The sequence below is a fragment of the Streptomyces sp. NPDC005281 genome, assembly GCF_040607495.1.
GTDB lineage: Bacteria > Actinomycetota > Actinomycetes > Streptomycetales > Streptomycetaceae > Streptomyces.
The window spans coordinates 331,387-346,682 of record NZ_JBEXGX010000001.1; the positions used below are offsets into that span (position 1 = coordinate 331,387).

Genomic DNA, 15,296 nt, shown 5'->3' on the forward strand with positions numbered 1-15,296 from the left:
GCCACCCCGGGCGCATGCTGGGAAGCAGGGAGGAGTGCCTTGCCCGCGGAGGCCGTGCGGGTACTGCGAGGCGGCGCTGCCGCGAGAACCGTGCCTCCCGAAGCGAAGGAGCAGTTCATGCCGGCCCGGCATTTTCAGGTGAACTCCCCTTCGCCGGCCCGATGTTCCGCAAGTCCGTCAGGGAACCCCTGAAAACCAAGTAGTCGTCCTTGGAGGTCTGTCAGCAAGCGTCGACGTCGGCTCCACCAACCGCGCGAGTCTCCGGCCCGCGCCACCGGGCCCTGTTCGGTGGGCCTTGTGACGGTCGACCTCGGACTCGTCGGATCCGGCGTGACCACAGCCTGCGAGCTACTGGGCTTGTACGCATTTCCTAGGGAAAGAACCCAGGCCATGAGTACTGAACTCCTCGATCTGGCCATCGCGACCGCCGGTGGCAGGGAACTCTGGGACACCCTCCGCGGCGTGAAGGCCGACATCTCCATCGACGGTCCGGTCTGGGGGCTCAAGGGCTGGCCACCGGGGGCGAGTTTCGACCAGGTCGTCACGCTCGACACGGCCAGAGAACACATCGTGTTCACCCCGTTCACCCGCCCGGAGTGGGAGATGATCTTCGACGGTGCCAGTGACAGCGTCACCGTGCGAACCCTGGACGGGGAACCGGTCGAGACCCTCGCACCCGCTCGCGCCACCTTCAAGGGAATGCTGCGCAACTCCGACTGGGACGCCCCCCACCTCGGCTACTTCCTGGGCTACGCCATCTGGAACTACTTCACCAGCCCGTTCCTCTTCACCCATCCCGGCGTGAAGACCCGCGAGATCGAACCGTGGCACGAGGCGGGGCAGACGTGGCGGCGTCTGCAGGTGCGCTTCCCGCCCGACATCGCCACACACAGCCCCACCGCGGTCTTCTACTACGACGCCTTCGGCATGCAACGCCGAATGGACTACGTCGCCGAGATCAACAACAGCTTCCTCGTCGGCCACTACACCGGCCACCACCGCGATTTCGACGGGCTGGTCATTCCGACGCGACGACGGATGTTCCGCCGCAACCCCGACGACAGCGTCAACCTCAACTTCCCCTCCATCACGGTCGACGTCCACGATGTCGAGCTCGTCCGCTCCGACGACGAACAGGTACGGCCATGACCACAGAGAGCGCCTTCGTCGATCACCCCGCCCGGAGGCTCGTCGTGACGCTCCCGCGTCCCTACGACGCGGCCTGCGAGCACTTCGAGACCCTCGTCCCGGAGGCCGATCTCCAGCGCTTCTACCAACTGGGCTCCTGGAAGGCCACCTTCGAACTCGCCGAGATCAACGGCCCCCACGGGTTCATGCGCTACCACCGGAGCGACGTCTGCGCCCTGATGGCCGGCTCGCCGTCCCTCTGGAAGGCCACCCAGTACCTCATGGGCAACCACGTCATCGCGGAACCCGCGTTCCGCGAGGACGCGTCGGCCGCGCTGCACGCACCACTGCCTTCCCTGATCTACGCCGACCCCGACGGCGACACGAAATTTGCCGTCGACCAGCCCAGCCTGCTGTTCGACAGCTTCGGCAACCCGCAAATCGCCGAGGTCGGCCGCGAACTGGACACCCGCCTGGGCCGGCTGATCGCCCTCCTCGGCGGCGACGTACCTCCCCAGCTGTGAGGCTCCGAGGCCTCCGGATTCATAGGTGCACCGCGCCGGATCACGGCGTCACTCACATGGGTACATGAGACTGTGAGTGGAGCAGGGATGCCTGTTCCGAGAAGCGGGGTGCCCGTTCCGAGACGTGGGGTGCCCGTTCCGAGAAGTGGGCGAAAGCCCCGAGAACCCATAAAAGCTCCCTCCGTCGCAGCCTTTGCCTGCACAACAGTTCCTGACACGGCGTCAGTTAAGTAATCTGACAGTGCGTCAGTTAACAATTGGCTGTCACACAGGAGCGGGCGGACCGATGCTTGGATCAACCCACGGCACCCTCACCACCGACTCCCGCCGGGCCCGGGTCATCGCCTGCGGCGAGCAGCCCTCACCGGTCGTGCACGGCCGGCCGGCCGAGGTCGACGACCTGGACGTCAGCGGTCGCCCGCTGTACGCCGCCGCACCCGACCTGGACCGCTTCTTCCGTCCCGAGTGCGTGGCCGTCATCGGCGCCTCGGACGCCGAGGGCCGGCCGAACACCGGAATCACCCGGCAGCTGATCGGCTGGGCCGAGCGGGTCGGCGCCCGGCTCCACCCGGTGCATCCCACCCGCCGCGAAGTCTTCGGCCTGCCGTGCCTCCCATCCGTCGCGGCCCTGCCGGAGCAGGTGGACCTGGCGGTGGTCCTGGTCGGTGACCCCCTTCCGGTGATCGAGGAACTGGCCGAGGCGAAGGTGAGGTTCGCGGTCGCCTTCGCGTCCGGATTCGCCGAGACCGGGGCCGAGGGCGCCGCCGCCCAGGCCCGGCTCGCCGCCGCCGTACGCGGCTCCGGCCTGCGGCTGCTCGGGCCGAACACCAACCTCAACGCGTTCGAGAACTTCCGCGACGACCTCGACGGCCCGGCGGTCGCCCTCATCACCCAGTCCGGCCATCAGGGACGGCCGGTGTTCGCGATGCAGCAGCTGGGAGTACGCCTGTCCCACTGGGCGCCCACCGGCAACGAGGCCGACCTGGAGACCGCGGACTTCATCTCCTACTTCTCCGAGCGGCCCGAGGTCGGTGCCATCGCCTGCTACGTCGAGGGGCTCAAGGACGGCCGCTCCTTCCTGCTCGCCGCCGACCGCGCCGCCCGGCGCAAGGTGCCCGTCGTCGCGGTGAAGGTCGGCCGCACCGAGACCGGCGCCCGCACCGCCGCCTCGCACACCGGCAAGCTGACCGGCGCCGACACCGTGGTGGACGCGGCGATGCGGCAGTACGGCGTGATCCGCGTCGACGGACTCGACGAACTCCAGGACACCGCGGCCCTGTTGGCGCGGGCCCGCGCTCCGCAGGCCGACGGGGTCGTCGTCTATTCGATCTCGGGCGGCACGGGCGCGCACTTCGCGGACCTGGCGAGCGAGGCGGGCCTCGACCTGCCGGTCCTCTCGGACGCCAAACAGGCGGAGCTGCACACCTGGATACCCGGCTATCTGAACGTCGCGAACCCGGTGGACAACGGCGGGCACCCGGTCGGAGACTGGCGTGGCCGGAAGATCATCGACGCGATCCTCGCCGACCCCGCCGTCGGCGTGCTGATCTGTCCGATCACCGGGCCCTTCCCGCCCCTGAGCGACAAACTGACGCAGGACCTGGTGGACGCGGCGGAACAGACGGACAAGCTGGTGTGCGTGGTGTGGGGATCGCCGGTCGGCACGGAGGCGGCCTACCGCGAGACGCTGCTCGGGTCGTCCCGGGTCGCCACCTTCCGTACGTTCGCCAACTGCATCACCGCAGTCCGCGCCCATCTCGACCACGCGCGCTTCGCCGCCGCCTACCGCTCGCCCTTCGACGAGGCCCCGCGCACCCCGTCGCCCTCCTTCCGCAAGGCACAGGCCCTGATGCGTCCGGGCCAGCAGCTGAGCGAGCACGCGGCCAAGCAGCTGCTGCGCGCGTACGGGATCCGTGTGCCGCGCGAGCAGCTGGTGACCAGCGCGGCGGCGGCCGTGCGGGCGGCGAGCCAGGTCGGCTACCCGGTGGTGATGAAGGCCTCCGGCGCGCAGATCGCCCACAAGACCGAGCTCGGGCTGGTCAAGATCGGGCTGACCTCCGCCAGCCAGGTCCGCGACGCCTATCGCGAGCTGACCGACATCGCCCGCTACGAGGGCATCTCCCTCGACGGAGTCCTGGTCTGCCAGATGGTCGAGCGGGGCGTCGAGATGGTCGTGGGCGTCACGCACGACCCGCTCTTCGGGCCGACCGTCACCGTCGGGCTGGGCGGGGTGCTCGTCGAGGTGCTGCGGGACGTCGCCGTACGCGTGCCGCCGTTCGGTGACGACCAGGCGCGGGCCATGCTGTCCGAGCTGCGGGGACGGGCGCTCCTCGACGGGGTGCGCGGGGGTCCGCCGGTGGACGTGGACGCGCTGGTCGAGGTCGTGATCCGGGTCCAGCGCATGGCGCTCGAACTCGGTGACGAGATCTCGGAGCTGGACATCAATCCGCTGATGGTCCTGCCCCGCGGGCAGGGAGCCGTGGCCCTGGACGCCCTGGTGATGTGCCGCTGAACCGGGGCCCCCGCTCCCGCTCCTCCACGCCCGCCGGCCCGCTCCGACCAGGTCCCGCGCACGACGCGGCGGTCCCGCCCGCAACCCCCGTACGAAACGGAGCACCCTCATGACCGACTCCCCCCGTGCGTCCCGCGAAGCGCCCGAAACCCCCGAAGCTCCTGAGTCTCGTAAATCTCCTGAATCTCGTGAACCAGCCGAAAAGCCCCTCGACTCATTGATACGGCACGCCACTGACAACGCGGTCTCGTGGATCACCCTCGACCGGCCCGAGGCGATGAACGCGCTCACCTGGGACCAGCGCGAGCGGGTGATCGATCTGCTCGCGGCGGCGTCCGCCGACCCCGGTGTGCGGGCCGTGGTCATCACCGCCACCGGCCGCGGGTTCTGCGCGGGCGCGGACCTGCGGGGCGGTCCGCCCGCCGGGGACCGGGTGCCAGGCGATGTCGCCCGCACGATCCGGCTGGGCGCGCAGCGCCTGATCGCCGCCGTCCTCGACTGCGAGAAACCGGTGATCGCGGCGGTCAACGGCACGGCGGCCGGGATCGGCGCGCATCTCGCCTTCGCGTGCGACCTCGTCCTCGCGGCCGAACCGGCGCGGTTCATCGAGGTGTTCGTGCGCCGAGGTCTCGTACCGGACGGCGGCGGGGCCTACCTGCTGCCCCGTCTCGTCGGCCCGCGGCGGGCCAAGGAGCTGATGTTCTTCGGCGACGCGCTCAGCGCGGCGGACGCCGAGCGGATCGGGCTCGTCAACAGGGTCGTACCGCTCGACGAGTTGGAGAAGACGGCCCGGGCGTGGTCCGAGCGCCTCGCCGCCGGGCCCACCCGCGCGCTCGCCCTCACCAAGCAACTGGTCAACGCCTCCCTCGACGCCGACCGCGGCAGCGCCTTCGCGGCGGAGGCGGCGGCACAGGAGATCAACATGACGACGTCGGACGCCGTCGAGGGTGTGGCGAGCTTCGTGGAACGGCGCACCCCGCACTACGAGGGCCGCTGAAGAAACGAACCCGGTCCGGCCGTCCGCCTGCCCGTCGGCCACCCCGGAAGACCGAAATCCGGCAACGCGCCCCGGGAATCCGGAAGCCGCCGGCCACTCCGGGAACCCGGAACCCCGTCGGTCGCCCCGGGCACTCGCACCCCACCAGTTCAGCTCTGCCGCAGAATGCGCAGGTCTCCCGAGTCGGGATCGCCGAAGAGGACGAAGAGTTCCGGGTGGGCCTCGGTGCCGCCGATGGTCCAGTAGGTGTCGTGGCCGCAGTCGCCGACGCGCACGACCACGCCGTCCCGCAGCTCGGAGACGGACCCGTCGGCGTACGGGTCGTAGCGGCCGGCGGTGTCGAGGAACCACTTGCCGGTGCCGTCGCAGCGCGTGAACTCCTTGGTGGTCACGTCCCCGAACTCGGGCTGGGCGGGCACGGCCGAGAGCTCGGCCCTGCCGTCGGCGCCCAGCCGCAGCACCGCCCCGTGATCGCCGCGCCAGACTCCGGCGAGCCGGCCGGCGGCGAGCTTCGGGGGCTCGTACTCGTGGATGGTTCCCGTGGCCAGGCCCACCGTGCCCGCCGCCACGACCAGTACGCACACCCCGAGGGCCACGAGTGCCGAGCGGAGCCAGACGCGCCCGCCCTCCTGCGGCTGTCCGGTGGCCCGTTCGCTCGATCGCATCCGGGAGACGCCCAGCGCGGGCGGGACTCCCGACACGGCGAGCAGCAGGGCCTCGGTGCCGGTGGGCGCGAGGCCGAGAAGGAGGACCGCGAGCGTGGTCCAGAACGTGCCGAGCAGCAGGACGAGACCCAGGTGCCAGGCGGCCTCGGGGCCGGGTGCGCGGCGGCGCACCAGCCGGGCGAGGGTGGCCGCCGGCATCGTGTACGTCACCGCGTGCAGCAGGCCCAGAGCGGCGAGCAGGGGCGGTCCGAACACCAGCATGCACAGCAGTCCGACGGCGGCGAGTCCGCCGCCGAGACCCGCGCCGTGGTCGTCGTCGTCGAATGTCCCGACCCACCAGACCGCGACGGCGATCGCGAACTGCGCCGCGCAGACCGCGGCGGCGAGGTTCACTTCCGCACCGGCCCATGCCGACCGGGGGCGCGTGGGCCTCCCGGAGTTTCCCGACCCCATGGGGCGAAAGATACGCGGGCGGGACACGCCGCGCCGCGAGGGGCTGTCGCCGACCGCTCCGGCAGGCCTCACCGGGACACCGATCCGGCCCGCCGCTTCGCCGTGCTCCGGGCCCTCCGCGTCACCGCGCCCCCGGCCTCGCGAACCACTTCCCGCCTGTTCGCGAACCACTTCCCCTCGGCTCCCGAACCCCTTCCCGTCGGCTCGCAAACCACTTCCTGTCTGCTCGCGAACCCCTTCCTATCTGACATGGCGTCAGCTTCAATGGAAGGCGTGATGGGACACGCAGGGATGGCCGCCGCCGCCGTCCGTTACCTCAGATCGGCAGGGGCCCCCACCGTCGCGGGGCCCGTCGAGGCGTTGCCGCGCCCGGATCTGCGAGCGGTCGGCGAAGACGAGCGGGCGCCGGTCGATCCGGCCCGGTTCCGGCGGGTGCTGGGGCACTTCGCGACCGGGGTGACCGTCGTGACGGCACCCGGCACCAGCGCCGAGGACCCGGCGGGCCCGGCCGGTTTCGCCTGCCAGTCCTTCGCCTCGCTCTCCCTGGACCCGCCGCTGGTCTGCTTCATGGTCGGCCGTACGTCGGCGACCTGGCCGCGCATCGCCCGCGCCGGCGTCTTCTGCGTCAACGTACTCGGCGCGCACCAGGGCGAGGTGTGCCGCGGCTTCGCGGTGAGCGGCGCGGACAAGTTCGCCGGGGTGGTCTACGACGCCGCCCCGGTGTCCGGATCCCCCCGCCTCGCGGGCGCCGCGGCCTGGATCGACTGCACGATCCACGCGGTCCACACGGGAGGGGACCACCTGATCGTGGTGGGCCGGGTGGACGCTCTCGGCGCGGGCGGCGACGGCGGGGAGGACGCGGACGTCCCGCCGCTGCTCTTCCACAAGGGCCGCTTCATCGACTGACGCGGCCCGTCACGCGGGTGCGGGCAGCGCCGCCGGGGCCGCCGGACGGCGGCGGCGGATCACCAGGGCCATCAGCGCGGCCGCCGCGCACAGCGCGCCCGAGGCGTACCAGACCACGTCGTACGAGCCGAACCGGTCGCGGGCGACGCCGCCGAGGAAGGCAACGAGGGCGGCGCCCACCTGGTGGGAGGCGAGGACCCAGCCGAAGACGATGGCGCTGTCCTCGCCGTACTGCTCACGGCACAGGGCCAGGGTGGGCGGGACGGTGGCGACCCAGTCGAGGCCGTAGAAGACGATGAAGAAGATCATCGGCGGGTGCACGGTCGGGGCGAGGAACATCGGCAGGAACAGCAGCGAGATGCCGCGCAGGGCGTAGTACACGGCCAGCAGGCGGCGCGGCTCGAAGCGGTCGGTGAACCAGCCGGAGGCGATCGTGCCGACCACGTCGAAGACGCCGATGACCGCGAGGAGCGAGGCGGCGGCGGTGATGGGCATGCCGTGGTCGTGGGCCGCGGGCACGAAGTGCGTCTGGACCAGGCCGTTCGTCGAGGCGCCGCAGATCGCGAACGTCCCGGCCAGCAGCCAGAAGGGGCCTGTGCGGACGGCGGAGAGCAGCACGGTCACCGCGCGCCGGGCGGCGCCCCGCACCGGCTCGGGCTTGGGCACGAACTCCGTCGCGCCGTAAGGCATTTGGCCCACGTCGGCCGGGTGGTCGCGCAGCAGCAGCCAGACGAAGGGGACGACCGCGAGGGCGGCGAGGGACACGGTCACCGCGGCCGGACGCCAGCTGTGTTCCGTGACGATCCAGGACAGCAGCGGCAGGAAGATCAGCTGGCCGGAGGCCGAGGCGGCGGTCAGGATGCCCGTCACCAGGCCCTTGCGCGCCGTGAACCAGCGGTTGGTGACCGTCGCCGCGAAGGCGAGCGCCATCGAACCGGAACCCAGGCCGACCAGCAAGCCCCAGCAGAGCAGCAGTTGCCACGCGGTCGTCATCCAGACGGTCAGCCCGGAGCCGATCGCGATCACGGTCAGGGCGACCGCCACCACCCGGCGGATGCTGAAGCGGTCCATGAGCGCCGCCGCGAAGGGCGCCGTCAGCCCGTACAGCGCGAGGTTGATCGAGACGGCCGCGCCGATCGTGCCGCGCGACCAGTGGAACTCCTGGTGCAGCGGGTCGATCAGCAGTCCGGGAAGCGACCGGAAGGCCGCCGCGCCGATGATCGTCACGAAGGTGACGGCGGCGACGAACCAGGCGCGGTGGATGCGGTGGGAGGGGGCGGGGCGAACGGGCCGGGCGTCCTCCGGGACCTGCGCGGCTTCGGTTGTCTGGGTCACGACATAGAGCTTCGGGGAACGTGCACCGATGAACCACTGGCCCGAGAGACAGCATTCGCTAGGATCGGGCCATGGCCACTCCCGGTACGCCGTCCCCGCACCGCGTCGTCGTCCTCGCGCTCGACGGACTGCTCCCCTTCGAGCTGGGCATTCCGCAGCGCATCTTCGGCAAGGCCCGGGACACCGAGGGGCGCCCGGTGTACGAGGTCGTCACCTGCTCGGTCCGGCCGCCGGGCCCCGTCGGTACGGACGCGGACTTCTCGATCCTCGTCGGCAACGGGCCCGAGGCGCTGGCCACGGCCGACACCGTCGTCGTCCCGGCGTCGTACGAGCTCGGACCCGTCCATCGGGAGGGCATCCTGACCCCGGAGCTGACGGCCGCGCTCGCGCACATCCGCCCCGGCACCCGGCTCGTCTCCATCTGCACCGGCAGCTACGTCCTCGCCGCCGCCGGATATCTGGACGGCCGCCCCGCCACCACGCACTGGATGCACGCCGAGCACTTCCAGCGGCTCTTCCCCCGGATCAGCGTCGACGCGGACGTGCTCTTCGTCGACGACGGGGACGTCCTGACCTCCGCCGGGGTCGCGGCCGGGATCGACCTGTGCCTGCATCTCGTACGGCGTGACCACGGAGCCGTTGTCGCCAACGAGGTGGCCCGCCGGACCGTCGTACCGCCGCACCGCGACGGCGGCCAGGCGCAGTACATCCAGCGCCCGGTTCCGGAGGCGGGGTCGGCCACCACGACCGCGGCCCGCGCCTGGGCCCTCGGCCGCCTCCACGAGCCGATCCAGCTGCGCGACATGGCCGGGCAGGAGTCCATGTCGGTGCGCACCTTCACCCGGCGCTTTCGCGAGGAGGTCGGTGTCAGCCCCGGCCAGTGGCTCACCCAGCAGCGCGTCGAACACGCCCGCCACCTGCTGGAGTCCAGCGACCTGTCCATCGACCACGTGGCCCGCGACGCCGGCTTCGGCACCGCCCAGTCCATGCGCCAGCACCTCCAGACGACCCTCGGCGTCAACCCGACGACCTACCGGCGCACCTTCAGGGCGGCCAGCGAAGCGACACAGCTGCCATGAACTGTGGAGCTGATGCACCCAGCCAATCCCCTGGTGTCGGCAACCCGACAGATCCGGTGGCTTCGACAGCAGTAGCACCCTCGACTCGTCGCGAAATATGACGCCCTGACGTCCGTCCCCACACATGGCCCGCGTCAGCTCGGTTGCGGCCTTCAGCGAATCGGACGTGCACACGCGGCGTTGGTCGGCGACGGCCCACGACCCAACGGCAGCCCGCACAGGAGTCAAGCGGGCCAAAGTGCCGAGGCCACGCTCCCTGCCGCACCGACAGACGTCAACGAGGTGCATTCACCCCTGGCACCCAGTCGGCCGACTGTCCAGATGATGGACTATATGACGCTGCGTCATTAATGGACCGACCATCACAAGATCATCACATTCTCCATCGGAGCCCCTCGGGCCTTTCGGCATTTTCCCCTATGTCGACCATCGATTTCCGCAGCAAACAGACATGTCGCACCTCCTGTCGCCGCAATCTGCCTTTGACGCGCGGGAGGGGACTCGATATCTCTTAGCCTCCATGTTTGCGAGATCATCACACGATCTCTACATGTCACCTCACCGCCTGCGGTTTTTGGGAGCACATCCATGCCCGTTTCGCCCCACGCGCCACTTCAGCCGGAAGAGCACGCCGCGGCCCCGGTTGCTGTCGTCGGCCTCGGCTACGTGGGCCTGCCCACCGCGCTGGCGCTGCTGGAAGCCGGCAACGACGTGATTGGCATCGATGTCAGCGAGCGGCGTCTCGACGCCATCCGCAGCGGCGACGTGGATCTGCTCCCCTCGGACCATGAGCGGCTTGCCCGCCTGCGTGGCACCGGCCGGTTGACACTGACCAGCGACCCGGCCGCGCTCTCCGCCGCCCGCACGGTGCTGATCTGCGTACCTACGCCGGTCGACCAGCACCTGGTACCGGATCTGAAGGCCATGGCCGGGGCTTGCGCCGACGCGGTATGTCACGCCGTTCCCGGCCAGTTGCTGATGCTGACCTCCACCACCTACGTCGGCACGACCCAGGAGCTGCTGGTCAAGCCGCTCATCGCGCGCGGCCTCCTGGTCGACACCGAGGTGTTCGTCGCCTTCTCCCCCGAGCGGATCGATCCCGGCAACGCCCACCACGCTCAGGAGAGCACCCCTCGCGTGGTCGGTGGCGTCGGTCCGCGCAGCACCGAACTGGCCGCCGCCGTGCTGGCACGCACCGCTCCGTCCATCCACGCACTGCCCTCGGCCGAAGAGGCCGAGATGACCAAGCTGTGGGAGAACACCTTCCGCGCCGTCAACATCGCGCTGGCGAACGAGTTCGCGGAAAACTGTCGTGGATTGAACCTGGAGCCGGTCCGGATCATCGAAGCCGCCGCGACCAAGCCCTACGGCTTCATGCCCTTCTATCCCGGTCCCGGCGTCGGCGGGCACTGCATCCCGTGCGACCCGCACTACCTTCTCTGGCAGCTGCGCGCCCGCAGAATCGTTTCTCCCTTGATCGACGCAGCCATGGCCGCCATCGCCTCCCGCCCGCGCAAGGTTGTACAGCGCGTACGGGAACTGCTGGGAGATGCCGGCCACAGCGTCACCGGGGCCAGGGTGCTCGTCCTCGGGATGGCCTACAAGGCCGGCGTCGCCGACCTGCGTGAATCGCCGGCCCTGGAGATCCTGGAGGAGCTCACCGACGCCGGCGCCAAGACCGCTTACCACGATCCGTTCATCCCTTCGCTGCGCATCGGTGAGCGCACTCTGACGAGCATCCCCGCCCCCGAGACAGAGCCCTGGGACTTGGTCCTCGTGCACACCGTCCAGCCCGGCATGGACCTCGCCTGGCTGGAGGCTCAACCGCTGGTGCTGGATGGCACCTACCGCCTCGACTCGCCCGCGCACAAGGCGGTCGTGTGACCATGCCCGGCCGCGACCTGCACGTCGAGCTCTCCGCCCCATCCGGACAGCTCGATCCGAAAGACCCGAACCAGCACCTCCAGTCCAACAACGCCACGCTCACGATCGAACGGGCGCAGGCAAACCTTCCTGCACCACCGCCGCTGCCGACCCTGCGCTCGACCCGGAAGATCGAACCGGGCTTCCTGCGCCGCCGGCTGGACGCGATGCACCCAGCACTCCGTCACGGCGTCCGCCGTGTGCTGACACTGATCTGTCTGCTGCCGCTGCTGCTGATCCTGGCCCGTGAGGCACCGCGCCTGGCCCAGAGCCCTCTGGTGCTCGGTTATGGCTTCACCGTGCTGACCGGCACTATCGCCATGCTCTACATCGCGTACAGCCGCTACGACGACCCGTCGGAGCGGACGCTGCGCAAGCGTCCCAAGCAGAAGAAGCTGGCAGACTTCCCGAGCTTGCCGCTGCGGCCCAAGGTCAGCTTCCTCCTTGCGGTCAAGGACGAGATCGATTACATCGAAGCCTGCGTGCGCTCGATGGCCCTGTGCGAATACGACGAGGACCTGCTGCAGATCATCGTCGTGGACGACATGTCCGAGGACGGCACCCGTGACGTGCTGCGTCGGCTGGAGGCCGAGCTCGGCATCACCGTGCTCTACCTGGAGAAGAACCTCGGTAAGAAGTACGCGCTGGTGAAGGCGTGCGAGATCGCCGACGGTGACGTCATCGCCTTCACGGACTCCGACTGCATCCTGGCTCCCGACGCCCTCAGCCGCTGTGTGCGCGCCCTCGTCGACCATCCGGAACTGGGCGCCGTCAGCGGTCATGCCCGCGCGCTCAACGTGACCCGCACCGTCTTCACCAAGGCTCAGGACGTCTGGTACGAGGGCCAGTTCCGTGTGGCGAAGGCCGCCGAGTCCACGTTCGGTTCGGTCACCTGCGTCTCCGGACCGCTCGCGGTCTTCCGCCGCGACGCCGTATACAACTATCTGCCGGCTTGGGCCGGCGACCGGTTCATGGGTGCGCCGTTCCGCTTCGCGACCGACCGTCAGCTGACCGGCTACGTACTCGGCCAGTGCTGGCGCGGTAGGAAGCTCAAGCAGCAGTACGCCGACTCCCCCTTCGTGACCGAGCGCGACTACCCGGAGCGTGCCTGGCGCATCGGCTATGTGCAGTCCGCCAAGGTCTGGACGAACGTCCCGGAGAGCTTCCGCTCGTTCATGAAGCAGCAGATCCGCTGGAAGAAGAGCTTCATCCGCAACCTCTTCTTCACCGGCTCCTTCATGTGGCGCCGCGGCTTCGGCCCGGCGGCTCTCTACTACGGGCACGCTCTGTGGGTGGTGGCCGCTCCGGTCATGGCCTTCCGCCACTTGGTGTGGGCGCCGCTGCACGGCATGGCTTTCCTGACGCTGCTCTATCTGTGCGGTGTCGTCCTCAAGGGCCTCGTCTGGGGCCTGGCGTTCAAGGTGGACAACCCGAACGACGGACGCTGGCGCTACAGGCCGCTGATGAGCCTGCTGTCGGCGGTGCTGCTGGCCTGGCTGCTGCCGTACTCGTTCGCCACCATCCGCCGCGGCGTCTGGGCAAGGAGCCTCACCTGATGAAAGCCCTGAGTCTGCTGGGGCGGCTCGCCGCCGCCCTGTTGTCGATCGCCGCGGTATGCGGCATATACGCCATCGTGCTGTCCCGAGGGAGCATCCTGCCGTGACCGACGTGAACCGGCATCCCGGGAAGCAGCGCCTGAGCGTCTGGCACTGGCCGGCCAGGTTCGGGCTCGTCGTGCTGGCACTCGCGGTGCTGGCTCTGCCCTTCTACGCCGCCGCCGAGTACTACCTGTACGGCAAGTACATGAGCACCCAGGTTCAACCGCCGACGGTCCGGATCGATACCCGGCAAGCGGCTTCATGGAGCGACGCAGCCAAGTCCCTACCGGCCACGGCCGCTCCGGTCGTGCTGGCCTACCACGACGTCGGACCCGCTCCGAGCGACTACACCGTCAGTGCAGCGTCCTTCGACGCGCAGTTGACCGCGCTGGAGAAGGCCGGCTACCGGAGCCTGACCACCGACGAGTTCGTCGCCTACCTGCAGGGCGAGCCGGCGCCGCCGCGCTCGGTCTACATCACCTTCGACGACGGCCCCAATGGCCTGTGGGTCTACGCCGACCGGATACTGGCCCGGCATCACATGCACGGCACGGTCTTCCTGATCACCGGCCGCGTCGACGACCGCCCGTACTACCTGTCGTGGAACGAGATCGCCCGGATGCAGGCGTCGGGACGCTGGGACTTCCAGGACCACACGCACAACCTGCACCGCCGCGCGGTAGTGGATGCGAAGGGCGACAGGGCTTCAGCACTGGCCAACCGACTCTGGCTGTCGCGGCAGCAGCGCCAGGAGAGCCTCGATGAGTACGAGGCCCGAGTCGACAGCGACCTCCAGCTCTCCTTCGACGCCTTCGCGGCTCATGACCTGCCCGCCCCGAAGCTGTTCGCATACCCCTTCTCCGAGGCGACGGAGCGGCCCAACCTGCCGATGTCGGGGCAGACGCTGCAGGAAATCCTGAACGGCAGATTCGTGGCCACGATGACCAACGTCTCGTCCCTCCCCCTGCCTGCCAGCCGACGCGCGGCCGCAGCCCGGCAGGTGCAGCGCCTCGAAGTGCTCAAGTCGACCACCTCTGCTGAGCTGGTCGCGGACGCGGTCCGCTGGACCCAGGTCGCCCCACAAGCCAGCGCGCCGCTGGCGCAGCCTCAGTTGTGGAAGCACGACGACAGCAGCGGGATGAGTGGTCTGGGCGCCTTCACCGGCGTCGGCCCCTACCCGGACAAGAGTTCGCCGGTGCACTACATGGCCGCAATCTACCGACCGAGGAGCAGCGTCGACTGGAACGGCTACGAGGTGGACGCACGCGTCTCGGGCCTGGGCGACGGCACCAATCAGGGGGCCGTCCAGGTCCGCGACGACAGCGGCGCCCCGGTCGCGGTCAGCGTGAGCCAGAACAACCTGGTGGTCTCCGTCTCGGGTACGAAAAAGATACTCAAACACTTGACCTCGGCCTCCAGCCACATGCTGCGGATCGCGGTGCGCACCAACAGCACCCAGATCTGGGTGGACGGCACGGTGTACGCGCAACTGCCGACCAGCGGTAGCCCTGCCCATCGGACCGGGGGTATCACGCTGCGCGTCGGTATCAACGAGCCGGGGGTCTCCTGGCCCCGCTTTGCTTCGCTTCGGATCGTCGACATCGCCGACGGCTCGCGCACCGTGACCGGCTCACAGCAGCAGGTGGCTGACACCGCGCTGCTCGCCCCGAATGCCTCCTGGGTCTCCTCTCCGGATGTCAAGGCGCCGCTCAAGATCACGCGCAGTGAGCTGGCCCCGCAGGGCCGCACGCTCTCGGCGTACGGTGCCTACCAGCCCGACGCGACCGCCCGCTGGAGCGACTACACCCTGATCGGCACGATCTCCAATCTGACCAACAGCGAGGTCAGCGGTGCACTCTGGGTTCGGGTCGGAAGCCCGCTGGCGATCAGCGTGCGTGTCTACCGTGACCACGTGGACGTCTACTCGGGGAATGCGGACAACCAGGCATTGGTAACCAGTCGTCGACTTGCGGAGGCACCCACCCACGCGTTGACGATCACGGTGACCGCCGACAGCACCGAGATCGCTGTGGACGGCTCGACCAGCATCAGCTTGATCGCCAAGGGCGAGACGGGCGGGGTGGGCTTCTCGGCCTACCGAGGCCTGACCCGGTGGTCGTGGCCGACCGTCCAGAAGCTCAACGTCGTGGCCATCACAGGGGCAGGCTGATCGTGG

At 69.7% G+C, this 15,296-nt stretch carries 11 protein-coding genes; 9 read left to right on the forward strand and 2 right to left on the reverse strand.

Annotated features, from left to right (window positions below; all coding sequences use genetic code 11):
* Positions 1-390 precede the first annotated feature (390 nt).
* From ABZV42_RS01430 to ABZV42_RS01445, 4 genes are all read left to right on the forward strand, one after another.
* Positions 391-1,149, forward strand: a complete 759-nt coding sequence (locus tag ABZV42_RS01430; RefSeq protein WP_355977760.1) for a hypothetical protein — start codon at positions 391-393, stop codon at positions 1,147-1,149.
* Entirely contained in the window at positions 1,146-1,652 is a 507-nt protein-coding gene (locus ABZV42_RS01435; protein ID WP_355977758.1) for a hypothetical protein, read from the forward strand. Before ABZV42_RS01430 ends, ABZV42_RS01435 begins: the two co-directional genes overlap by 4 nt.
* 286 nt (positions 1,653-1,938) lie before the next feature.
* A complete protein-coding gene (locus ABZV42_RS01440) occupies positions 1,939-4,164 on the forward strand; it encodes an acetate--CoA ligase family protein (RefSeq protein ID WP_355977756.1) in 2,226 nt (741 codons plus the stop codon).
* A gap of 109 nt (positions 4,165-4,273) precedes the next feature.
* Positions 4,274-5,161, forward strand: a complete 888-nt coding sequence (locus ABZV42_RS01445) for an enoyl-CoA hydratase-related protein (protein ID WP_355977754.1) — start codon at positions 4,274-4,276, stop codon at positions 5,159-5,161.
* A gap of 149 nt (positions 5,162-5,310) precedes the next feature.
* Here the strand turns inward: ABZV42_RS01445 and ABZV42_RS01450 are convergent, their stop codons facing one another.
* Complete coding sequence (locus ABZV42_RS01450; protein WP_355977752.1) at positions 5,311-6,219, reverse strand: hypothetical protein; 909 nt, start codon at positions 6,217-6,219, stop codon at positions 5,311-5,313.
* 336 nt (positions 6,220-6,555) lie between these two features.
* Between ABZV42_RS01450 and ABZV42_RS01455 the strand changes: the two genes are divergently transcribed.
* Positions 6,556-7,185, forward strand: a complete 630-nt coding sequence (locus ABZV42_RS01455) for a flavin reductase family protein (RefSeq protein WP_355977750.1) — start codon at positions 6,556-6,558, stop codon at positions 7,183-7,185.
* A gap of 9 nt (positions 7,186-7,194) precedes the next feature.
* On the opposite strand, the gene ABZV42_RS01460 is transcribed toward ABZV42_RS01455, so the two are convergent.
* Positions 7,195-8,520, reverse strand: a complete 1,326-nt coding sequence (locus ABZV42_RS01460) for an MFS transporter (RefSeq protein ID WP_355977748.1) — start codon at positions 8,518-8,520, stop codon at positions 7,195-7,197.
* Between the two features lie 71 nt (positions 8,521-8,591).
* Between ABZV42_RS01460 and ABZV42_RS01465 the strand changes: the two genes are divergently transcribed.
* From ABZV42_RS01465 to ABZV42_RS01480, 4 genes are all read left to right on the forward strand, one after another.
* Positions 8,592-9,599, forward strand: coding sequence for a helix-turn-helix domain-containing protein (locus tag ABZV42_RS01465; RefSeq protein ID WP_355977746.1), 1,008 nt, complete (start codon positions 8,592-8,594; stop codon positions 9,597-9,599).
* 588 nt (positions 9,600-10,187) lie between these two features.
* A complete protein-coding gene (locus ABZV42_RS01470; protein ID WP_355977744.1) occupies positions 10,188-11,483 on the forward strand; it encodes a nucleotide sugar dehydrogenase in 1,296 nt (431 codons plus the stop codon).
* 2 nt (positions 11,484-11,485) lie between these two features.
* The gene (locus ABZV42_RS01475; protein ID WP_355977916.1) at positions 11,486-13,078 is read left to right on the forward strand and encodes a glycosyltransferase; all 1,593 of its coding nucleotides are present in this window, start codon (positions 11,486-11,488) and stop codon (positions 13,076-13,078) included.
* 103 nt (positions 13,079-13,181) lie between these two features.
* Positions 13,182-15,290: a polysaccharide deacetylase family protein gene (locus ABZV42_RS01480; RefSeq protein ID WP_355977742.1), complete on the forward strand. Its 2,109-nt coding sequence runs from the start codon at positions 13,182-13,184 to the stop codon at positions 15,288-15,290.
* Positions 15,291-15,296 lie beyond the last annotated feature (6 nt).